The organism is Microbispora sitophila, from assembly GCF_014892245.1.
In the GTDB taxonomy this organism is placed as follows: domain Bacteria; phylum Actinomycetota; class Actinomycetes; order Streptosporangiales; family Streptosporangiaceae; genus Microbispora; species Microbispora siamensis.
On the sequence record NZ_JADBGC010000002.1, the window covers coordinates 521,600 to 540,997 of the forward strand.

A 19,398-nucleotide genomic window follows, 5' to 3' on the forward strand; every position below is an offset into this window, starting at 1 on the left:
TCGCCGTTCAGGCGCGTGCCGGGCGGAATCCCGGCCGGGCGGCCACGGGAGTGAGATGCCCGGCCGCCTTGAGCGTGTGCAGGACGGGGGCCGTCTCCAGGGTGCGGATCTGGTCGAGCGTGCCGAGCCGCCGGGTGAGGTAGCGGTGCAGGTCGGCGGGACCGGCGCAGAGCGCGTGGGCGAGCAGGTTGGTGGCGCCGGTGGTGGCCGCGACGACGGCGAGCTCGTCGTGGGTGGCCAGGGCGGTCGCGACCTGGTCCAGATGCGCGGGAGCGACGGCCATCCACAGCAGGGCCTGGGCGGTGACGCCGTAGCCGGCGACGTCGACCTCCACGTCGAAGAAGATCATCCCGCTGGCGCGCAGGTCGGCCAGGCGCCGTGCCACGGTGGCGGGGGACCAGCCGGTGGCGGCGGCGAGTTCGGCGTAGCCGGCTCGGCCGTCGTGGCGCAGGGCGTCGATCAGGGCGCGGTCGCCGTCCGTCAGGCTCACCGGTCCGCGGGTGCCGGGTGAGGGGGCCGGCCGCACGAGTGCCCGCTGCTGCTCGTCGCTGAGGGCCCGCAGCCGTCCACGCCAGGCGGTCGGACCGCCCAGGTAGGTGTGGAGCAGCAGGTGCGCCGAGACGGCCGTGATCCCGGACGTGCGGGGGATGTCGTGCAGCAGCAGCGATCGTGACAGGTGGCTGCCGTCCTCCGCGTGGACGATCGCGAAGATCTCGGTGCCTCCGGAGGCCAGCTTGACCCAGGAGGTGTCGGGACGCCGGGCCAGCGCGTGCCCCAGGGCCTGAGACGCGGTGGGGGTCGTGGTGAGCCTGACCACCCACTGCGCATGGCCGGTGCGGTCCTGCTCGGGCAGGCCGACGACGCGCAACCCGGCCTCGGCGCGCAGCCGCCGGTAACGGCGCGTCACGGTCTGGGTTGACACGCCGAGGACCTCGGAGATCCGGCTGAACGGCGCTCGCCCGTCGACGTGCAGGGCATGGACGAGACCCCGGTCCAGTTCATCCAGCATCGTCGGATTCTCTCGCTGTTCCACCCTTGATGGAAGAAATCCGCACATTCGGCTTCCCGGCTGGAACGTCCCACCCGTACGCCTCAGGCTGCTGCCTGATCACGACGCGACCGGAAGGACGAAGCATGCCCGTACTGGAGGACACCACCACCGCGACGGGATATCGACGGCGGTGGGCGGCCCTGCTCGCGCTGCTGGTCGCCGAAGCGATGAACCTGCTGGACGCCACGATCACGACGGTGGTCGCGCCGGTGATCCACCGCGATTTCGGCGGCGCCGAGTCCGACATCCAGTGGTTCAGCGCCGCCTACACCCTGCCCTTCGCCGTGCTGCTGGTGCCCGGTGGCCGCCTGGGTGATCTCGCCGGACGGAAGCGGGTGTTCGCGGCCGGGGTCGCCCTCTTCGCGCTGGCATCGGCGATCTGCGCCTGCGCGACCGGATCGGGAATGCTCATCGCCACACGTGCCGTCCAGGGGGCGGCGGCCGCGCTGATCATCCCGCAGACCGTCGGGCTGATCCGGAGCATGTTCGAGGGGGACGAACTGGCCAAGGCCATGGGGTCGATCGGGCCGGTGATGGGCCTGGCCGCCGTCTGCGGGCCCGTGCTCGGCGCCGTTCTCACCCGGGTCGACCTGTTGGGCGCGTCGTGGCGGGCGGCGTTCCTCGTCAACGTTCCCCTCGCCGCGCTCGTCCTGGCCTTTCTGCCGGCCCTTCGGGAGAGCGGGTCGCCGCACCCTCCCCGCCTCGACCTGCCCGGCACGGGGCTGGCCGTGCTCGGCACCGGTCTGATCGTGTATTCCCTCATCCAGGGCGACGCCGCCGGCTGGCCCGCCTGGGTGTGGATCGCCCTCGCCGCGGGCGTCGTCGTCCTCGCGGTCCTCGGATGGCACCAGCGTCACCGCGCCCGGCGGGGCCGCAGCCCGCTGATCGAGCCGAGCCTGTTCCGCGACCGGGCCTTCCCGGCCGCGCTGGCGACCTCCACGCTGTTCTTCGCGGTGATGAACGGACTGATGGTGGCGATCGTCCTGCAGGTGCAACTGGGGCTGGGCAGCGACGTCCTGACCGCCGGGCTCACCCTGCTCCCGTGGTCGGCAGCCATGGCCGTCGCCTCCTGGTACGCCGGCGCCCGTCTGGTTCCCCGCCACGGAGCGAAGATCATGTTCGTCGGGCTCGCCGCCCTGTTCGCCGGGCTGATCTGCGCCGTCGCCGTCTACCGGGCCGCATCCGCCGACGGCTACGCCTGGCCCCTGCTCGCGGCGCTGTCACTCAGCGGAGCGGGAAACGGCCTGTTCACCGTCCCGTTCTTCACCACGGCCCTGTCACGGGTGCGGGCGCACGAGACGGGTTCCGCCGCGGGCCTGCTCAACGCCGTCCAGCAGTTCGGCGGCACCCTCGGCGTCGCCGTTCTCGGCACCGCGTTCCTCCACAGGTTCACCGCGGACGTCAGGTCGCATGTGGACGCGGGCAGCGCGGCCCTGGGGGCGATCCGGCTCACGTTCTGGATCGCGGCGGCGCTCGTCGCCGTCACGGCCGTCACGGCCGCGCTGATGGGCGTACGCGAGTCGCCCAGGGAGCCCGCGGGCGACCGACCGGGTGGTTGATCACAGACAGGAGTGGCAGTGTCACAGCACGGAGCGGTAGTGGCGGCGCAGGGCGATGCCCGCGGCGACGCCGCCCGCGATGGCCCCCGCGGTCGCGGCGATCGGCAGGCCGATCATCGTCGCCTTCCTGCCCGTGCGGAAGTCGCGGATCTCCCAGCCGTTCTCCCTGGCGTGCTCGCGCAGTTCGCTGTCCGGGTTGATGGCGTGCGCGTGCCCGACGAGGGAGAGCATCGGCAGGTCGTTGGCCGAGTCGCTGTAGGCCGAGCAGCGGGCCAGGTCGAGGCCCTCGCGGCGCGCCAGCGCCCGGATGGCCTCGGCCTTGGCCGGGCCGTGCAGCAGGTCGCCGACGAGTCTTCCGGTGTAGGCGCCGTCGGCGGTCTCGGCGACCGTGCCGAGCGCGCCGGTGAGCCCGAGTCGCTGCGCGATGACCCGGGCCAGTTCGACCGGCGTGGCGGTGACCAGCCACACGCGCTGCCCGGCGTCCAGATGCGCCTGGGCCAGCGCGCGCGTGCCCTGCCACACGCGGTCGGCCATCACGTCGTCGTAGATCTCCTCGCCCAGCCGGACGACCTCGTCCACCTTCAGCCCGGCGACGAAGGCGAGGGCCATCTCCTTGGCCTTGGCGATGTGCTCGGGGTTCTCGTTGCCCCGCACGCGAAACCACGCCTGCCCGAGCGCGAACTTCATGAGGTCACGGCTGGTGAACAGGCCGCGCGCCGCCAGTCCCCGGGCGAAGTGGTAGATCGAGGCGCCGCGCATCATGGTGTTGTCGACGTCGAAGAACGCCGCCGCCGTGAGGTCGGGGACGACCTCGGGGACGGACACCGCCGCGGCGGCCGCCACCTCGCCGGCGATCTCCGCCGCTTCCCGCCGTCGCAATAGCCGCCTCATGACTCATCAGCTTAACCGTCGGAGAGTGGACGGAACGGGAGCGGGACATGACGTGTCAACGTCCGGAACCCGTGAACGAATCGATATAACTCAGGTATTGGTTGGCCTTGTCACGATTTTCCCGGTCGAGCTTCGGCAGCAGCGGCTCCACGAGATTGCGCTGCTCACGGGCGAACTCGCGCGCCTCGCCGCCGGTGCGCCCCTGGCGGGCAACCCGGCTCAGCGCGGCCCTGGTGGTCGTCTCCATGTCGTCGAGCGTCTGTCCGATGAGCCGGCGGCGCTCCGGGGTCGACGTGTCCACCAGCGTGGCGGTCTCGGCCGCCCGCTCCCGCGCCGCCACCATCTGCCGCTGCGCCAGTTCCTCCTCGTCGTACGCGAGGTCGAGCACCGTCGACTCCGCCAGCCTCTTCAGCGGGTACAGCACCTCGCCGGGCACCGAGTGGTAGGTGCGCACACCGGTGCCGAACATCCCTGCCAGCAGCACGCAGAACACCAGCAGGGGGCGCAGCCGTACGAGCAGGGACCGGCGGGGCCGCGGGGGTATGGCGGGAGGCGCGGCGTGCTTTCCCGCCGCATGCCTGCCCGCCGCGCGCTCGGCGGCGTAGGCGCGCATCAGCTCGGCCCGCAGCCTCTCGCGGAACTCCGGTCTCGGGCCGCCGCCCAGCAGGGAGCGGAGGCCGGTCACGCGCGCGGCGACCCCGCGGTCGCGGGCGGCCGACCGGCCGCGCAGCAGAAAGCGGTGACCGGCGACCCGGCGGTTGCGAGCCGCCGACCGGCCGCCCGCGCGGCGCGAGGGTCGCCACCAGCCCATCACCGCTCCCGCCATCCCCCGCTTGACGCCCAGCGGAGATACGCTCGCGGGGCCGCCGGGAAGCGTTCGTCACCTCCCGGCCGGCCCGCCAAATCCGCCTGAAGATCCGACCTGCCACATGCCCAACGATGGGGTATGGGTAATGGTTACGGGGATCTCAGCCGAGATCGTCGGGGAGTGCCCGGGCGAGCGCCCTGATCGCCCGGAACTGGAGCGCCTTGATCGCCCCGGACTTCTTGCCCATGATCTTCGCCGTCTCCGCGAGCGACATTCCGTGCAGGAAGCGCAGGATCACGCATTCCTGCTGCTCCGCGCCGAGTTGCTTGATCGCCTGCATCACGCGCTCGTTGACCATGTTCGTGACGACCGCGTTCTCGGGGATGTGCGGGCCGTCCAGGGGCGTGTCGAGTATCTCGGCGGTGGTCACCTCGAGGCGGTTGCGGCCCGACTTGTAGTGGTCGGTGACGAGGTTGCGGGCGATCGTGACGAGCCAGGCGCCGAAGTCGCGGCCCTGCCAGGTGAACTCGGCGATGCCCCGCAGCGCCCGCAGGAACGTCTCGCTCGTCAGGTCCTCGGCCAGCGCGTGGCTGCCGACCCGGAAGTAGACGTACCGGTAGACCAGCTCCAGGTAGTGGTCGTAGAGCACGCCGAACGCCTCGCTGTCACCGGTCTTGGCACGCAGCACGAGGCTTCGCATCTCGTCGTGCTCGTGCTCGCGGTCGGAGAGGTCGGCGGAACGCGCGGGTTGCGCTGCTCCTGCGGCGACCGGAGGGGAAAGCCCGGCCAACGGCCACGTGTTCGGCATCCGTTATCCCATGGGGGAAGGGGAGTCGGCGTGCTCGAACACTCTAGAAATCAACGGGAGATAACACAATCCGTTCGGGTGGAGGAATCCACTTCAGGAGTGAAGACCGGGTGGAGACATTCCCGGACAGGGTGACCGGCTACCGGTGGGAAGCCGATGTCCGGCAGCATGGGTGCCACCATGGAAGTCCTCGTCGCTCTCCTCGCGTTCGCCGGCGCCCTGCTCGCCGGCATCACCACCGGCGTCCTCGTCGGGCGTCTCCGTGACGAGCCGGCCGGTTGGCTGATCGCGTGGAGCATCGCCACGGGCGCGCTGGCGTTGTCACTCGGCGCCATCGCCGTCGGTCACCTCACCGGGTTCGGGCCCGTGACGTTCCGGGCCTACCAGATCACCGGCTCGCTGCTGGCGCCGCTCTGGCTGGCGATCGGCGTCATCCAGCTCCTCGCGGAGAAGGGCGGCGCCCGCTTCGCCGGCTGGCTCCTCGGCGCAGCGCTCACGGTCGTGGGTACGGTGATCATGGTGCTCGACCCCGTCGTCACCGCGGGGTTCGACAAGTCGCTGCCCGACGGGCCGACCCATTGGGACCTCTGGCCGGAGTGGCTGCTGCGTGGCGTCCACGGCCTGGTGGTCTTTCTGCTCCTGCTCTGCCTCGCCATGGCGGTGATGGCCTGGCGGGACGGCGACGAGTACGACGTCGACAACATGAACGCGTCCGTCGTGCTCGCCCCGGCGGGAATGGCGATCTCGGGCGTGCTCGAATTCGGGCTCCCCGGTCTGGTCGTCGTCGTGGTGCTGGCCGCCTCCGCCGGAGGCGTCTGGTATGCCGTGGCCCGCCCGCTCGCGCCGTACGACGACGAGGGCGAGGACGACGAGGCCCCGGAGGAGGAGTGGCAGGGGCGGCGCGGCGGCCGGGCCGACAGCGCCCTGCGGGCCGAGACCCGCGTGCCCTCCGCGCCCTCCGGGCCGCCCGCGCCGCCGCATGGGGCTCCGGGAGGCCGCCCGGCCGGACCGGGCGCGGTTCCGCCGGGGATGCCGGGAGCGCCCGGAGTTCCGGGAGGGGCGGGGGTTCCCGGGGGCGCCGGGGTCGCGGGAGCGCCGCGCCGTTCCGGGCTCGGCGACCTGGTGGCCGAGTACCGGGCGGGAGAGCAGGGCGGCGAGGTCGACTACGCCGCCCGCATGCGGCCGTCCGATGACTTCGGCGGGCCCGCGACCGGCCAGCTTCTCGCCGCGGACGAGTACGGCCAGCCCCGCAGGCCCGAGTACGGCATGCCCGCGGCGCCTGCGGCCGAGCCCGACCGGGCGATGCCCGCCACGGGGGCCCTCTACCCCGGGGCGGAGGTCCCCGACCCGGCCGACCTCGCGGCGAGCTTCGGCGTGGGGTTCGGCGGCAGGTCCCGTCCGGCCATGAGCCGCCAGGGCGGGGGTCAGGGGGACCGGCAGGCGCCGCAGCAGGCGGGCCGGCCCGCCGGCCAGGGGGGTTCGGTGAAGCCGGCCCCCGGCATCTATGGCCTGCTGACCGTCTTCACGCTGCTGGACGGCTCGGGCGAGGCGTTCGACAAGCTGGCGGAGGAGACGGTGGAGGCGGTCCAGCGCAACGAGCCCGACACGCTGCTGTTCGTCTGCCACGCGGTCAAGTCGGCCCCGCTCCAGCGCATCGTCTACGAGCTCTACCGGGACGAGGTCGGCTACGGCGAGCACCAGCGACAGCCGCACATGGAGCGGTTCGCGACCGAGCGGGTGAGGTACGTGCTGGCGGCCAACGTCATCGAGCTCAGCGTCAACGCCGCCAAGGTGGTCCCCCTCCCCACCCGCACGGTCCTCTAGGCCCGCGAGAGCCTCTCGATCACGGCTTCTCCGCGGTCTCGCACAGGGCGGCGGTGGCCACTGAGTCGAGGTCGGCGTTGCGGACGCCGTCGACGCGGTACAGGTTGGTCATCACCGTTATCTGCCTGCCGTCGAGGGTCGCCCCGCCGCTGGTCCTGAAGCCGAGCATGTCGCCGCCATGGCCCCAGAGCACACCGCCGCAGGGCAGCGGCGTGCTCATCAGCCCCAGGCCGTAGCCGGTGCCGTCGGGGCCTGTCGGACGGGTCGTCATCATCTGCTTCAGCTCGGCGGGACGCAGCAGGCGGCCACGCAGGAGGGCGGCGTAGAAGCGGTTACGACGTCGCCGAGGTCCAGCAGCGCCAGGTAGCCGGGCACACCGCTCGTGTGCTGGAGCAGGTGGCGTACGGTGACGCCGGGCGCCAGCAGGCCGGGCAGGTAGCGGTCGACCGGCGCGTCCAACTCGATCTTGCCCTCGGCGACGAGCTGGAGCGCCACAGTTGCGACGAATGGTCTTGCTGCCGATCCTGAACCTGCTGTCTTCCGGTAGCGGTCGTCTGGTGACCGTGTCCCGCACCCCACTGGTGATCGTCACGTCTCCGTGCCGGGCGTGCAGCTCCGCCAGCGCTCCCGGCACGCCGTCGCCGGTGGTCAGCCGCTGGAGGGCCTGGCGTAACCCCGGATGGTCGTCGGCTGCCGCAGCCGACAGGGGCAGAAGTGAGATCGCGATCGAGCCCGCGATCGCCGCGCTGAGTGCTCGTATGGACATGAGTGCTCGCTCGTCCATAGCCAGGAGGATCGCAGCGGTTCGCGCGCCCGGCATCGTTCCCACTGGCCAAGAGCCGGCTCGTCCGTACGGACGAGACGACCCTGAGCCGGATCAGGGTGGCCGGATCGACGCCGGCCTCGGCTTCAACGCTCCAAGGCCTCGCGGAGGCGGTTCTCGTTCACCCGCCAGTAGTCGTGCTGCACGCCGTCGATCAGGACGACGGGGATCATCTCCCAGTACTCGGCCTGGTCCTCCGGCGAGGCGGTGATGTCGCGTTCCTCCCAGGGGACGCCCAGCTCTGCGGCCACGCGCTCGATCACCGCGCGGGCGTCGTCGCACAGATGGCAGCCGGGCTTGCCGAGCAGCGTGATCCGGTGGTCTCGAGGAGCCATGCTCTCGATTATCGCGATCCCTCGGGCCCGGAATGGAGACCGCCGCCCCCTCCTGGGACCCTTGGATACGAGGGAAGCCGCGCACGATCGACTTTGTGCATAGCTTCACAAAGGCACTAACCTGGTACTCATCCGTCGCAACCGCTGTGCGGCCGGGGGCGCAACCGGCCGTCCGTCCCCCTGGAGCCCCGGCAAGTGATCCGCCGAATCCCGCAGGCCCGCGACCGCGGCATCCCCGACGCCACGGTGGCGAGGTTGCCGCTCTATCTGCGCGCACTCAACGGGATGGCCGAACGGGGCACGGCGACGGTGAGCTCGGAGGATCTCGCGCTCGCCGCCGGGGTGAACTCGGCGAAGCTCCGCAAGGACCTGTCCCACCTGGGGTCGTACGGCACCCGGGGCGTGGGCTACGACGTGCAGTACCTCATCTACCAGATCTCGCGTGAGCTTGGTCTCACTCAGGACTGGGCCGTGGCCATCGTGGGCGTGGGAAACCTCGGCCGGGCGCTGGCCAACTACGGCGGGTTCGCCTCCCGCGGGTTCCGGATCGCGGGCCTGCTGGACGCGGATCCGCACGTCGTGGGCGACCGCATCGCGGGTCTCGTCGTCGAGCACGCCGACGAGCTGGAGTCGGTGATCAAGAAGCGCGGAGTCTCGATCGTGGTGATCGCCACCCCCGCCACAGCGGCGCAGCAGGTATGCGACCGTGTCATCGCGGCCGGTGTCACCAGTATTTTGAACTTCGCCCCCGTCGTCTTGGCTGTGCCTGACGGCGTGGATGTCCGTAAAGTCGATTTATCCATCGAACTGCAGATACTTGCGTTCCACGAGCAGCGCAAGGCTAATGGAGGGCCCATCATGGCCGAGGAGTGGCCGGACGGGGTGGTCATGTGAGTGAGCCATCGATCGGAGCGAGCTCATGAGTGTCCTCGTCGTCGGCCTGAGCCACCGGACCACACCGGTCGCGCTGCTCGAACGTGTCACGGTCAGCGGGGACGCGCTCGTCAAGCTGCTGCACGACGTGCAGTCCGACGAGAACGTGTCCGAGGCGCTGGTCGTCTCGACGTGCAACCGCGTCGAGGTCTACGCGGTGGTCGACCGTTTCCACGGCGGCGTCACCGCGGTGACGAACATGCTCGCCGCGCACTCGGGCCTGCCGCAGGAGACGCTCGCGCGGCACCTGTATGTGCACTACGAGGACCGGGCGGTCCAGCACCTGTTCACCGTCGCCTGCGGGCTCGACTCCATGGTGATCGGCGAGGGGCAGATCCTCGGCCAGATCCGGACCGCGCTGCGCCTGGCGCAGGAGGAGGGCACGGCCGGGACCACGCTCAACGAGCTGGCCCAGCACGCGCTGCGCGTGGGCAAGCGCGCGCACGCCGACACGGGCATCGACCGGGCCGGCGCGTCGCTGGTCGGGGTGGGGCTGACGCTCGCCGAGCGGGTGCTCGGCCCGATCACCGGCAGGCGGGCCCTGGTCGTGGGCGCCGGCTCGATGAGCTCGCTGTCCGCCGCGACGCTGTTCCGCGCGGGCGTGACCGACGTCGTCATCGCCAACCGCACCCGCGAGCGGGCCGAACGGCTCGCCGAGACGGTCGGCGGGCGGGCCGCTGACCTGGCCGACGTCCCCGCCGAGCTGGCCGAGGCCGACCTGGTCATCTCCTGCGTCGGCGCGGGGACCCGCACCATCACTCCGGAGACGATCGGGGACCGCGACAAGCCGCTGTTCGTCCTCGACCTCGCGCTGCCCCACGACGTGGACCCCGGCGTACGGGATCTGCCCGGTGTGACGCTGGTCGACCTGAAGTCGATGCAGCAGGACGGCGTGGGCGACGTCTCCGACGGCGGCAGGGCCGAGGCGATCTGCGAGGTCAGGCGCATCGTGGCCGAGGAGGTCGCCGCCTACCTCGACGCGGCGCGCGCCGCGCTCGTCACCCCCACGGTCGTGGCCCTGCGCAGCAAGGCCGCCGGGGTGGTCGAGGCGGAGATGGGCAGGCTCCTGTCCCGCCTGCCGGACATCGACGGGCGGATGCGCGACGAGATCACCCAGACTGTACGGCGGGTCGTGGACAAGCTGCTTCACGAACCGACCGTACGGGTCAAGCGGCTGGCCGCCTCGCCGGGCGGCGACCAGTATGCGGAGGCGCTGCGCGAGCTGTTCGGCCTCGACCCGAAGACGCCCGATGCCGTTTCGAGCCTGGAGGTGGAACAGTGACCGTCCCCCTGCGGCTCGGCACCCGCAAGAGCCTGATGGCGACCTCGCAGTCGCAGATCGTCGCCGACCGGCTGACCGCCCTGACCGGCCGGGAGGTGGAGCTCGTCGGCGTCACCACCTTCGGCGACGTGTCCCGGGCCCACCTGACCCAGCTCGGCGGCACCGGCGTGTTCGTCAACGACCTGCGCGGCCGGCTGCTCGCCGGCGAGGTCGACTTCGCGGTCCACTCGCTGAAGGACCTGCCGACCAAGCCGGACGAGCGGATCGCGATGGCCGCGATCACCCGGCGGGACGACCCGCGCGACGCGCTCGTCGGCCCGGTCAAGCTGCACGACCTGCCCGCCGGTGCCCGCGTCGGCACCGGCTCACCGCGCCGGGTGGCCCAGCTGCGCCTGCTCCGGCCGGATCTCGACTACGTCCCCATCAGGGGAAACGCGGACACCCGCATCGGCAAGGTGACGTCGGGAGAGCTCGACGCCATCGTGCTGGCCGCCGCAGGGCTGGTCAGGATCCGCCGGGACGGGGAGATCGCCCAGGTGTTCGAGGTCGACGAGATGCTGCCCGCTCCCGGGCAGGGCGCCCTCGCCGTCGAGTGCCTGGCCGACCGTGATGATCTCATCGAGCTGCTGCGCGCCGTCGACGACCCGCCGACGCGGGCCGCGGTGGACGCCGAGCGCTCGGTGCTCGCCGCCCTCGAGGCCGGTTGCGCGGCCCCGGTAGGTGCTTTCGCCTCCGGTGACGGGCACATTCTCAATCTGACCGCCACCGTCGTCGCCGTCGACGGCGCTCGGTCGGTGCGCAAGTCCGCCTCCGGACCCTCTACGACGGCCGTGGAGATGGGCCGCGAACTCGCGGCAGCCATGATCGCCGAGGGGGCCGACACGTTGATGGGGGAGCAGGCCCATTGAGCCCCGCGAATCACAGCACTCAGACCCGGTCCGGGTTCGTCGCCTTCGTCGGCGCCGGGCCCGGTGACGAGAACCTGCTCACGTTGCGCGGCGCCGACCTGCTGGGCAGGGCGGACGTCGTCGTACTCGACCGGCAGGCGTACGGCCCGCTGCTGCGCCACTGCCGCGAGGGCGCCGAGGTCGTCGACATCTCCGCCGACGCGGCGGAGAACTCGGTGTCGCTGAAGACCATCCAGGCCGCCAAGGCGGGCCGCACGGTCGTGCGGCTGTGCTCGGGCGACCCGTCATTCTTCTCCTCCGTCACCGACGAGGTGGCCGCCTGCGCCAAGGCGGACGTGGACTTCGAGATCGTGCCCGGCGTGCCGCCGGCCACGGCTGTGCTGACGTACGCCGGCATCCCGCCGGCGGCGTCGGTGCCGGAGTTCCGCATCGTGGACGCCGCGCAGGTGGACGACTGGGCCAAGCACGCCGCGTGCGAGGGCACGCTGGTGATCTACAACGGCGTCGCGGACGCGGTCCCGATCAGCAAGGCGCTGATCGCGGGCGGCAAGCCCGACTCGACGCCGGTGGCGGTGACCAGCGACGGCACGACGACCGAGCAGTACACGGTGGTCTCCACGCTCGGGCGGCTCGGTCCCGACCTCAAGCACGCCGGGATGACCGAGCCCGCGCTGATCGTGGTGGGCGACGCCGTCGGCATGCGCGACCGCCTGTCCTGGTTCGAGACCAAGTCGCTGTTCGGCTGGCGGGTGCTCGTGCCGCGCACCAAGGAGCAGTCGAAGGGGCTGTCGGAACAGCTCAGGTCGTACGGCGCGGTGCCAGAGGAGGTGCCGACGATCTCCGTCGAGCCGCCGCGCACGCCGCAGCAGATGGACCGCGCCATCAAGGGCCTGGTGACCGGCCGCTACGAGTGGGTCGCCTTCACCAGCGCCAACGCGGTCAAGGCGGTGCGCGAGAAGTTCGAGGAGTACGGCCTGGACGCCCGGGCGTTCGCCGGGCTCAAGGTCGCCGCCGTGGGCGAGGCCACCTCGCGGGCGCTCGTGGAGTTCGGCGTGAAGCCCGACCTCATGCCGACGGGCGAGCAGTCGTCCGAGGGCCTGCTGGCCGAGTGGCCGCCGTACGACTCGATGCTCGACCCGATCAACCGGGTGCTGCTGCCGCGGGCCGACATCGCGACCGAGACGCTGGTGGCGGGGCTGACCCAGCTCGGCTGGGAGTGCGACGACGTGACGGCCTACCGGACCGTGCGCGCCGCGCCGCCGCCGGCCCCGATCCGCGAGGCGATCAAGGGCGGCGGGTTCGACGCCGTGCTGTTCACCTCCTCCTCGACCGTGCGGAACCTCGTCGGCATCGCCGGGAAGCCGCACAACGTGACGGTGATCGCGGTCATCGGTCCGCAGACGGCCAAGACGGCCGAGGAGTTCGGCCTGCGGGTCGACGTGATGGCCGACAAGCCGTCCGCTTCGGCTCTCGCCGCCGCGCTGGCGGACTATGGTGCCAAGATGCGGCACGCCGCCGTCTCTGCGGGCGAGGTGCCCCGTCGTCCGTCCCAGATGCGCAGGGGCGCGCGGCGACGCGTGAAATGAACTGGTTCGCGTACGGCCCGCGGGAGACGCCCCCGCGGGCCGGCGCCGTTCGGAGCGGAGAGAGCACTGTGAACGCCCAATACCCGGTGGCGCGGCCCCGGCGGCTGCGCCGCACCGCCGCGATGCGCCGGATGGTCGCGGGGACGCGGCTGCACCCGGCCGAGCTCATCCTGCCGATGTTCGTCAAGGAGGGCATCGCCGAGCCGCAGCCGGTGGGCTCCATGCCCGGGGTCGTCCAGCACACCCGCGAGTCGCTGCGCAAGGCGGCCCACGAGGCGGCCGAGGCCGGCGTGGGCGGGATCATTCTGTTCGGGATCCCCGCGCACAAGGACGCCCGGGGCTCGGGCGCCGACGACCCGGACGGCATCGTCCAGGTGGCGCTGCGCGACCTCGCCTCCGACCTGGGCGACGCGCTGGTGCTGATGACCGACACCTGCCTGGACGAGTACACCGACCACGGCCACTGCGGCCTGCTGACGGCCGACGGCGAAGTGGACAACGACGCGACGCTGGAGCGGTACGCGTCGGCGGCGGTCGCGCAGGCGGCGGCCGGTTCCAGGATGATCGCGCCGAGCGGCATGATGGACGGCCAGGTGGGCGCCATCCGGGCGGCCCTCGACGCCAACGGCTTCGCCGAGGTCCCGATCCTGGCGTACGCCGCCAAGTACGCCTCCGGGTTCTACGGGCCGTTCCGCGACGCCGCGGAGTGCGCGCCGCAGTTCGGCGACCGCAGCGCCTACCAGCAGGACCCGGCCGGCCCGATCGGCGAGGCGCTGCGCGAGGTGCGCCTCGACCTGGCCGAGGGCGCGGACGCCGTCATGGTCAAGCCCGCCCTGGCCTACCTCGACATCCTGCGGCAGGTGCGCGACACCGTCGAGGTGCCGGTCGCGGCCTACCAGGTCAGCGGCGAGTACGCGATGGTCGAGGCGGCGGCGGCCAACGGCTGGATCGATCGGGAGCGGGTGATCATGGAGTCGCTGATCGCGATCCGCCGCGCCGGTGCCGACATGATCCTCACCTACTGGGCCACCGAGGTCGCCCGCGGACTATCCTGACACCTCATCAGGGGGGTCCTGCCGCGCCGGAATCGGCCAGAAGGCATTATCAGGTACGTACCGCGAGCATCTTGCGTAACGCAGGAGGGCAGCGGGTGGACGCTTGTGGGGAGGAGCGCCATGGTGGGGGTACCGCTGGCCCGACGTGCGAAACGGCGTGCGCATCACGCGCCGCGCAAGATGACGTCGGTGCTCGAGTACGCGCAGCTGGGCTGGGCGAGCTGTATGGGCGCCCATCCGCTGAGCGAGGGAGGCAGGGCGTGCTCCTGTGACCGGGTCGGCTGTCCCGACCCCGGCATGCACCCGCTGTCGCCCGCGTGGCAGATGCAGGCCACGACGGACACGGCGCTGCTCACGCGGTGGTGGAAACAGGATCCGGACGCGAACGTGATCCTGCCCACCGGCAGGGTGTTCGACGTGTTCGACGTACCGGCCTCGGCGGGCCGTCCCGCCCTGGCCGCGATGGACGCCGCAGGCTTCGACACGGGCCCGGTCGCCGAGAACGGCGACCGGGTGCTTTTTTTCGTGGCCACGCGTGGGGCGCCCGAGGACGAGGACGAGTGGTGGTCCTGCAGCCTCGACGCGGGACCGGAGACGATCGACAGCACGCCGGGGCTGCGCTGGCACTGCCGGGACAGCTATGTGCTCGCGCCGCCGTCCACCACGCCCTCGGGCGGGGTCGTGAGCTGGATCAGGCCCCCCGACGGGCGTCCGCTGCCCGACCCGCTGCGCGTGCTCGACCTGCTCGCCGACTTCTGCGAGTGATTCCCGGTACGGGCCCCGCACGGGTGGGCCCGTAATCTGGAGGGCGTGACTCGCACGCAGACCTCCGAGGACCTGTTCGAACGCGCCCGCCGGATCGTTCCCGGCGGCGTCAACTCGCCGGTGCGCGCCTTCGGCGCCGTGGGCGGCACGCCCCGCTTCATGGCCTCCGGCGAGGGGCCGTACATCACCGATGTGGACGGCAACCGCTACGTCGACCTGGTGTGCTCCTGGGGCCCGATGATCCTCGGCCATCGCCACCCCGCCGTCGTGGAGGCCCTGGAGGAGGCCGTCGCCCGCGGCTTCTCGTTCGGCACCGCGACCGAGGGCGAGGTCCTGCTCGCCGAGGAGATCGTCTCCCGGGTGGCCCCCGTCGAGAAGGTCCGCCTGGTCAGCTCGGGCACCGAGGCCACCATGTCCGCCGTACGGCTGGCCCGCGGCTTCACCGGGCGGGCGAAGGTCGTGAAGTTCGCCGGTTGCTACCACGGGCACGTGGACGCGCTGCTGGCCTCGGCCGGGTCCGGGGTCGTCACCTTCGGCCTGCCCGACACCCCCGGCGTCACCGGCGCCTCCGCGGCCGACACGATCGTGCTGCCGTACAACTCGGTCGAGGCGGTCGAGGAGGCGTTCCGCACGTTCGAGATCGCCTGCGTGATCACCGAGGCGTGCCCGGCGAACATGGGCGTGGTGCCGCCCGCCGACGGCTTCAACCGGCGCCTGCGCGAGTTGTGCACCGAGCACGGCGCGTTGCTGATCCTCGACGAGGTGCTGACGGGGTTCCGCGTGTCCGCCTCCGGCTGGTACGGCCTGGACCCCGTCGAGGCCGACCTCATGACGTTCGGCAAGGTCATGGGTGGCGGGCTGCCCGCCGCCGCGTTCGGCGGGCGGGCGGAGGTCATGGCCGCCCTCGCTCCCGAGGGGCCCGTCTACCAGGCCGGCACGCTGTCGGGCAACCCGCTCGCCTGCGCGGCCGGGCTGGCCACGCTGCGCGCCTGCGACGACGACGTGTACGACAGGATCGACGCGTCCGCACTGGTCATCGGCAGGGCCGCCTCCGACGCGCTGGCCGCCGCCGGGGTCCCGCACCGCCTCCAGCGGGCCGGGAACCTGTTCTCGATCTTCTTCACCGACACCCCGGTCACCGACTTCGACGTAGCGCGCACACAGAACACCGACGCCTACCGCGCGTTCTTCCACAGCATGCTCGACCAGGGCGTCTACCTGCCGCCGTCGGCGTACGAGGCGTGGTTCCTGTCGGCCGCCCACGACGATGAGGCGCTCACCCGGGTGGCCGAGGCCCTGCCCCTGGCCGCCAAGGCCGCCGCCCAGGCCGCCGGGGTCTGAACGCCTACTTCACCAGCTGGTCGAGATCCACCTCGATCGGGAAGGGCACCTGCACCGCCAGGTGCCCGTGGTGGATTCCTGTCGGCGTGTACGTGCCCGTGGCGGGATCCCGTTCGTACACGTAGACGACGGGACGCCCGTCGCTCTCCTCCACCCGCCAGAAGTGCGGGATGCCCGCCTCGGCGTACCGCAGCGGCTTGAGCTTGCGGTCGCGCTCAACCGACTCAGGAGAGACGATCTCGATCACGAGATGGACCTCTCGCGCCTGGTAAAAGGTGCGCGCGTTGTCCGCCGCGGCCTCGGCGTCGATGACCATCACATCCGGGCAGGGCCGCGTCCGTTCCCCCAGCTTGACGTCCATCTGCTGAACGGCTGCCAAGTGCGTGGGGGCCTCCGCGTCGAGCCGTTCTGTCAGGCCGCGGATGAGCCGCTCGTGGAACCGCCGCTGGGGGGACATGAAGACGAGTGCTCCATCGATCAGTTCGACGTGTTTGAAGAAGTCGGGCTCGCCGTTCGGGCCCTCATAGGGCAGATGATCGAGGTCGTCCGCGGTCCATCCCCAAGGGGGCGGCGCCGGCCAGTACTCGAGTGCGCTGCTCACGTCGTGCACTTTAGTGTCATCCTCGTCACTCACGGTAGCCGTTCCACTCAATCTCGTGACCCTTACCCATTGTCTCCGGATTGGTATGCGAGGGCGAGGGTCAGCGGGAGGCGGGGAGGGGGTGCCTTTCGGGGGCGGGAGCCGTACGGGGGCGTGAGTTGGCGAACAGGAGCCCGGCGAGGATGAGGGCGCCCGCGGCGACCGTGAGGGGGGAGATCGGCTCGCCGGTCAACAGCGCGGCGGAGGCGATGCCGAAGACCGGCACAAGCAGGCTGTACGGCGCGACCACCGAGGCGTCGTAGCGCGCCAGCAGCCACCCCCAGACGGCGAACCCGCCGAGGGTCGACAGGAACGCCGTGTAGAGCACGGCCCCCACGCCCTCCGCCGTGAACGACGTCAGCGAGGACGGTCCCTCGGTCGCCAGGGCCAGCGCCAGGAGGGGCGGCGCCGAGACCGCGCTCACCCAGACCATGAACCGCAGGGAGTCGGGCGGCGCGGCCCTGCGGGTGGCGACGTTGCCGAGTCCCCACCCGGCGGCGGCCCCCACGCACAGCAGGAACACGCCGAAGGGGATCGCGCCCGACCTCGCCACCACTCCGGCCGCGATCAGGCCCAGTCCGCCGAAGGCCACCGCCATCCCGGTGATACGGCGCCGCCCGGGCCGCTCGCCCAGCAGCGCGGTCGCGAACAGCGCGGTGAACACGGCCTGCACCTGGAGGACCAAGGAGGTCAACCCGGCGGGCATGCCCGCCCGCATGCCGAGCAGGAGCAGGCCGTACTGGGCGACGCCGAGCGACGCGCCGGTGGCCAGCACCCACCGCCAGGGCACGCGTGGCCCTCCGGCGACCAGTACGGCGGGGAAGGCGGCCAGCAGGAACCGGAGCGCGGCATACGTCAGCGGCGGGTAGTGCTTCAGGCCCGCCTGCATGACGACGAAGTTGACGCCCCAGACGGCGGCGAGCGCGACGGCGAGGGCCAGGTGGCGGGGGCGCACGGGTCAGGGAATCAGCGCGAGGAGGAGGGACGGCGCTCGCGGGTCTGCCGGGCCTGCCTCGCCAGGGTCTCCAGATAGGAGGTCTGCTCGGAACGGGTGGGCTTCGTGAAGAGCTTGTTGAAGATTCGCATGGCTATATCGTCGCATCGCTAAACAGTTGAGCGCAAACAAGTTTTTCTAAGGAGAACGGTTTAGACTGGCTACATGTTGGATCTGAACCGGCTGAAGGCCCTGCACGCCGTGTCGGTCTACGGCTCCGTGGGCGCGGCGGCCGAGGCGCTGATGGTCACCCCTTCGGCGATCTCCCAGCAGCTCGCCAAGCTCGAACGGGAGACCGGCGCCGTCCTGATCGAACGCAACGGGCGCGGGGTCAAGCTGACCGACGCCGCCGGGCTGCTCGCCGAGCACGCCGAGCGCATCCTCGCGCTGGTGGAGACGGCGGAGGCCGACTTCGAGGCGCTGCGGGGCGCGGTGGTCGGCAAGCTGACCATGGCCGCCTTCCCCACCGCGGCCCGGGGCATCGTGCCGCGCGCCCTGACCACGCTCAAGAGGCAGCACCCCGATCTCGACCTGCTCGTCTACGAGAGGGAGCCGGAGCGACAGATCCGCGAACTGGCACGCGGCGACGTCGACCTCGCCGTCCTGCAGGACTGGCTCAACCGGCCGATGGCGCTGCCCGAGGGCCTGTCGCGCACGGCGCTGCTCGACGACGTGGCCGACGTCGTCGTGCCGGCCGACCATCCCCTGGTGAACGCCGACCGGGTGCGGCTGAGCGATCTCGCCGGCGACAACTGGATCAGCTCGACTCCCGGCACGGTGTGCCACGACTTCCTGGTGTTCCTGCTGCGTTCCGAGGAGCGGGAGCCGCGGATCGTCTGCATGGCCGACGAGTACCCCACCCAGCTCGCGCTGGTCGCCGAGGGCCACGGCTGCGCGCTCATCCCCCGGCTGGGCCGGGGACCGCTGCCCGAGGGCGTCGCGGTCCTGGCCGTCCAGCCGCCGCCGGTGCGGCGGATCTACGCGGTCTGGCGGACCGACGCCGCCCGGCGTCCCGCGATCCGCGCCGCCGCCGACGCGCTGCGCTCCGCGTGCTCCGAGCTGCCCGGCGGGTAGGCTGTCCAGGTCATGACAGAGATGACCATCGTTCACCTGCTCCGGCACGGTGAGGTTCACAATCCCCGTGGGGTCCTGTACGGCAGGCTGCCGGGCTACCACCTGTCCGAGACCGGCCGCCGGATGGCCGAGGTGGTCGCCAAGGCCGTCGAGGGCAGGGACATCGTCGCGGTGTGGAGCTCGCCCATGGAGCGCGCGCAGGAGACCGCGGCGCCGGCCGCCCGGGCCCTGGGCCTGGAAGTGGCGACCGATGAGCGGCTGATCGAGGCGGGCAACGTCTTCGAGGGCCTGCGGATGACCGGAAGCGACAACGTCTTCCGCGACCCCCGCTCCTACCGCCACTTCAGGAACCCGTTCCGACCGTCGTGGGGTGAGCCGTACACCGAGGTCGTCGCGCGTATGAAGGCGGTCGTGGACGACGCGCGGGCGGCGGCGCGCGGCCACGAGGCACTGCTCGTCAGCCACCAGCTGCCCATCTGGATCATCCGGCTGGCGGCCGAGGGCAGGCGGCTGTGGCACGACCCCCGCCGCCGTCAGTGCGCGCTCGCCAGCCTCACCAGCCTGACCTTCGAGGGCGATCGGCTCATCAGCGTCGGTTACAGCGAGCCCGCGGGCGCGCTGCTCAGGGCCACGCCGCCGCAGGGCGAGGCCGCGCTGTTCGACAAGGCCGACGAGGCGCTCCCGGAGGCCATCCCTGACGCTCTCCGGGCGGGCTCGGAGG

At 71.8% G+C, this 19,398-nt stretch carries 19 protein-coding genes and 1 pseudogene; 11 read left to right on the forward strand and 9 right to left on the reverse strand.

Annotated features, from left to right (window positions below; all coding sequences use genetic code 11):
• Window positions 1-7: 7 nt before the first annotated feature.
• Window positions 8-1,009: an Lrp/AsnC family transcriptional regulator gene (locus IL992_RS05680; protein ID WP_193202203.1), complete on the reverse strand. Its 1,002-nt coding sequence runs from the start codon at window positions 1,007-1,009 to the stop codon at window positions 8-10.
• A gap of 125 nt (window positions 1,010-1,134) precedes the next feature.
• On the opposite strand from IL992_RS05680, the gene IL992_RS05685 reads away from it, so the two are divergent.
• Window positions 1,135-2,610: an MFS transporter gene (locus tag IL992_RS05685; protein ID WP_193202204.1), complete on the forward strand. Its 1,476-nt coding sequence runs from the start codon at window positions 1,135-1,137 to the stop codon at window positions 2,608-2,610.
• A 21-nt stretch (window positions 2,611-2,631) separates the two neighbouring features.
• On the opposite strand, the gene IL992_RS05690 is transcribed toward IL992_RS05685, so the two are convergent.
• The 3 genes from IL992_RS05690 to IL992_RS05700 all read right to left on the reverse strand — a co-directional run bounded on the left by IL992_RS05690 (window position 2,632) and on the right by IL992_RS05700 (window position 5,117).
• A complete protein-coding gene (locus tag IL992_RS05690) occupies window positions 2,632-3,501 on the reverse strand; it encodes an HAD family hydrolase (protein ID WP_193202205.1) in 870 nt (289 codons plus the stop codon).
• Between the two features lie 55 nt (window positions 3,502-3,556).
• Entirely contained in the window at window positions 3,557-4,312 is a 756-nt protein-coding gene (locus IL992_RS05695; protein WP_193202206.1) for a DUF5667 domain-containing protein, read from the reverse strand.
• A 157-nt stretch (window positions 4,313-4,469) separates the two neighbouring features.
• The gene (locus tag IL992_RS05700; protein ID WP_193202207.1) at window positions 4,470-5,117 is read right to left on the reverse strand and encodes a sigma-70 family RNA polymerase sigma factor; all 648 of its coding nucleotides are present in this window, start codon (window positions 5,115-5,117) and stop codon (window positions 4,470-4,472) included.
• Between the two features lie 180 nt (window positions 5,118-5,297).
• Between IL992_RS05700 and IL992_RS05705 the strand changes: the two genes are divergently transcribed.
• The gene (locus IL992_RS05705; protein ID WP_193202208.1) at window positions 5,298-6,941 is read left to right on the forward strand and encodes a hypothetical protein; all 1,644 of its coding nucleotides are present in this window, start codon (window positions 5,298-5,300) and stop codon (window positions 6,939-6,941) included.
• A gap of 19 nt (window positions 6,942-6,960) precedes the next feature.
• Here IL992_RS05705 and IL992_RS45875 read toward each other — a convergent pair whose 3' ends face one another.
• The 3 genes from IL992_RS45875 to IL992_RS05715 form a co-directional block, all read right to left on the reverse strand.
• Window positions 6,961-7,254 (reverse strand): serine hydrolase domain-containing protein, encoded by a 294-nt coding sequence (locus IL992_RS45875; protein WP_264294907.1) that lies wholly within the window; start codon window positions 7,252-7,254, stop codon window positions 6,961-6,963.
• Window positions 7,221-7,436, reverse strand: coding sequence for a serine hydrolase (locus tag IL992_RS45880; RefSeq protein ID WP_404804733.1), 216 nt, complete (start codon window positions 7,434-7,436; stop codon window positions 7,221-7,223). The genes IL992_RS45875 and IL992_RS45880 overlap by 34 nt, the downstream gene beginning before the upstream one ends.
• 414 nt (window positions 7,437-7,850) lie before the next feature.
• Window positions 7,851-8,099: a glutaredoxin family protein gene (locus tag IL992_RS05715; protein WP_079315543.1), complete on the reverse strand. Its 249-nt coding sequence runs from the start codon at window positions 8,097-8,099 to the stop codon at window positions 7,851-7,853.
• A gap of 195 nt (window positions 8,100-8,294) precedes the next feature.
• Here IL992_RS05715 and IL992_RS05720 point away from each other — a divergent pair, with 195 nt between their 5' ends.
• The 7 genes from IL992_RS05720 (at window position 8,295) to hemL (ending at window position 15,969) form a co-directional block, all read left to right on the forward strand.
• Window positions 8,295-8,993 carry a redox-sensing transcriptional repressor Rex gene (locus IL992_RS05720; RefSeq protein WP_079315542.1) on the forward strand — a complete coding sequence of 233 codons (699 nt, stop codon included), beginning with the start codon at window positions 8,295-8,297 and terminating at the stop codon, window positions 8,991-8,993.
• Window positions 8,994-9,018: 25 nt separating this feature from the next.
• Window positions 9,019-10,314, forward strand: a complete 1,296-nt coding sequence (locus IL992_RS05725) for a glutamyl-tRNA reductase (protein ID WP_193202209.1) — start codon at window positions 9,019-9,021, stop codon at window positions 10,312-10,314.
• A 35-nt stretch (window positions 10,315-10,349) separates the two neighbouring features.
• Window positions 10,350-11,222, forward strand: coding sequence for a hydroxymethylbilane synthase (gene hemC, locus IL992_RS05730; RefSeq protein ID WP_404804734.1), 873 nt, complete (start codon window positions 10,350-10,352; stop codon window positions 11,220-11,222).
• The gene (locus tag IL992_RS05735) at window positions 11,219-12,808 is read left to right on the forward strand and encodes a bifunctional uroporphyrinogen-III C-methyltransferase/uroporphyrinogen-III synthase (protein WP_079315540.1); all 1,590 of its coding nucleotides are present in this window, start codon (window positions 11,219-11,221) and stop codon (window positions 12,806-12,808) included. The genes hemC and IL992_RS05735 overlap by 4 nt, the downstream gene beginning before the upstream one ends.
• A gap of 68 nt (window positions 12,809-12,876) precedes the next feature.
• On the forward strand, window positions 12,877-13,863 hold the full coding sequence (gene hemB / locus IL992_RS05740; RefSeq protein ID WP_079315539.1) for a porphobilinogen synthase: 987 nt from the start codon (window positions 12,877-12,879) through the stop codon (window positions 13,861-13,863).
• Between the two features lie 120 nt (window positions 13,864-13,983).
• Window positions 13,984-14,628 (forward strand): bifunctional DNA primase/polymerase, encoded by a 645-nt coding sequence (locus IL992_RS05745; RefSeq protein ID WP_139574070.1) that lies wholly within the window; start codon window positions 13,984-13,986, stop codon window positions 14,626-14,628.
• Between the two features lie 45 nt (window positions 14,629-14,673).
• On the forward strand, window positions 14,674-15,969 hold the full coding sequence (gene hemL, locus IL992_RS05750; RefSeq protein WP_193202212.1) for a glutamate-1-semialdehyde 2,1-aminomutase: 1,296 nt from the start codon (window positions 14,674-14,676) through the stop codon (window positions 15,967-15,969).
• A gap of 4 nt (window positions 15,970-15,973) precedes the next feature.
• On the opposite strand, the gene IL992_RS05755 is transcribed toward hemL, so the two are convergent.
• Together IL992_RS05755 and IL992_RS05760 are read right to left on the reverse strand one after the other, a co-directional pair.
• Window positions 15,974-16,570 (reverse strand): Uma2 family endonuclease, encoded by a 597-nt coding sequence (locus tag IL992_RS05755; RefSeq protein WP_319018368.1) that lies wholly within the window; start codon window positions 16,568-16,570, stop codon window positions 15,974-15,976.
• A 100-nt stretch (window positions 16,571-16,670) separates the two neighbouring features.
• Window positions 16,671-17,564: an EamA family transporter gene (locus IL992_RS05760; protein ID WP_193202214.1), complete on the reverse strand. Its 894-nt coding sequence runs from the start codon at window positions 17,562-17,564 to the stop codon at window positions 16,671-16,673.
• 204 nt (window positions 17,565-17,768) lie between these two features.
• On the opposite strand from IL992_RS05760, the gene IL992_RS05765 reads away from it, so the two are divergent.
• Together IL992_RS05765 and IL992_RS05770 are read left to right on the forward strand one after the other, a co-directional pair.
• Window positions 17,769-18,677, forward strand: a complete 909-nt coding sequence (locus tag IL992_RS05765; protein ID WP_193202215.1) for a LysR family transcriptional regulator — start codon at window positions 17,769-17,771, stop codon at window positions 18,675-18,677.
• 12 nt (window positions 18,678-18,689) lie between these two features.
• Window positions 18,690-19,313, forward strand: a pseudogene (locus IL992_RS05770) (histidine phosphatase family protein); the annotation flags it as partial.
• Between the last annotated feature and the right edge of the window lie 85 nt (window positions 19,314-19,398).

What these genes read in the sequence shown, in the direction of transcription:
- IL992_RS05680 (WP_193202203.1), bottom strand. Translation starts at nt 1,009, where the DNA reads ATGCTGGATGAACTGGACCGGGGTCTCGTCCATGCCCTGCACGTCGAC.
- IL992_RS05685 (WP_193202204.1), top strand. Translation starts at nt 1,135, where the DNA reads ATGCCCGTACTGGAGGACACCACCACCGCGACGGGATATCGACGGCGG.
- IL992_RS05690 (WP_193202205.1), bottom strand. Translation starts at nt 3,501, where the DNA reads ATGAGGCGGCTATTGCGACGGCGGGAAGCGGCGGAGATCGCCGGCGAG.
- IL992_RS05695 (WP_193202206.1), bottom strand. Translation starts at nt 4,312, where the DNA reads ATGGGCTGGTGGCGACCCTCGCGCCGCGCGGGCGGCCGGTCGGCGGCT.
- IL992_RS05700 (WP_193202207.1), bottom strand. Translation starts at nt 5,117, where the DNA reads ATGCCGAACACGTGGCCGTTGGCCGGGCTTTCCCCTCCGGTCGCCGCA.
- IL992_RS05705 (WP_193202208.1), top strand. Translation starts at nt 5,298, where the DNA reads ATGGAAGTCCTCGTCGCTCTCCTCGCGTTCGCCGGCGCCCTGCTCGCC.
- IL992_RS05715 (WP_079315543.1), bottom strand. Translation starts at nt 8,099, where the DNA reads ATGGCTCCTCGAGACCACCGGATCACGCTGCTCGGCAAGCCCGGCTGC.
- IL992_RS05725 (WP_193202209.1), top strand. Translation starts at nt 9,019, where the DNA reads ATGAGTGTCCTCGTCGTCGGCCTGAGCCACCGGACCACACCGGTCGCG.
- hemC (WP_404804734.1), top strand. Translation starts at nt 10,350, where the DNA reads ATGGCGACCTCGCAGTCGCAGATCGTCGCCGACCGGCTGACCGCCCTG.
- IL992_RS05745 (WP_139574070.1), top strand. Translation starts at nt 13,984, where the DNA reads ATGGTGGGGGTACCGCTGGCCCGACGTGCGAAACGGCGTGCGCATCAC.
- IL992_RS05765 (WP_193202215.1), top strand. Translation starts at nt 17,769, where the DNA reads ATGTTGGATCTGAACCGGCTGAAGGCCCTGCACGCCGTGTCGGTCTAC.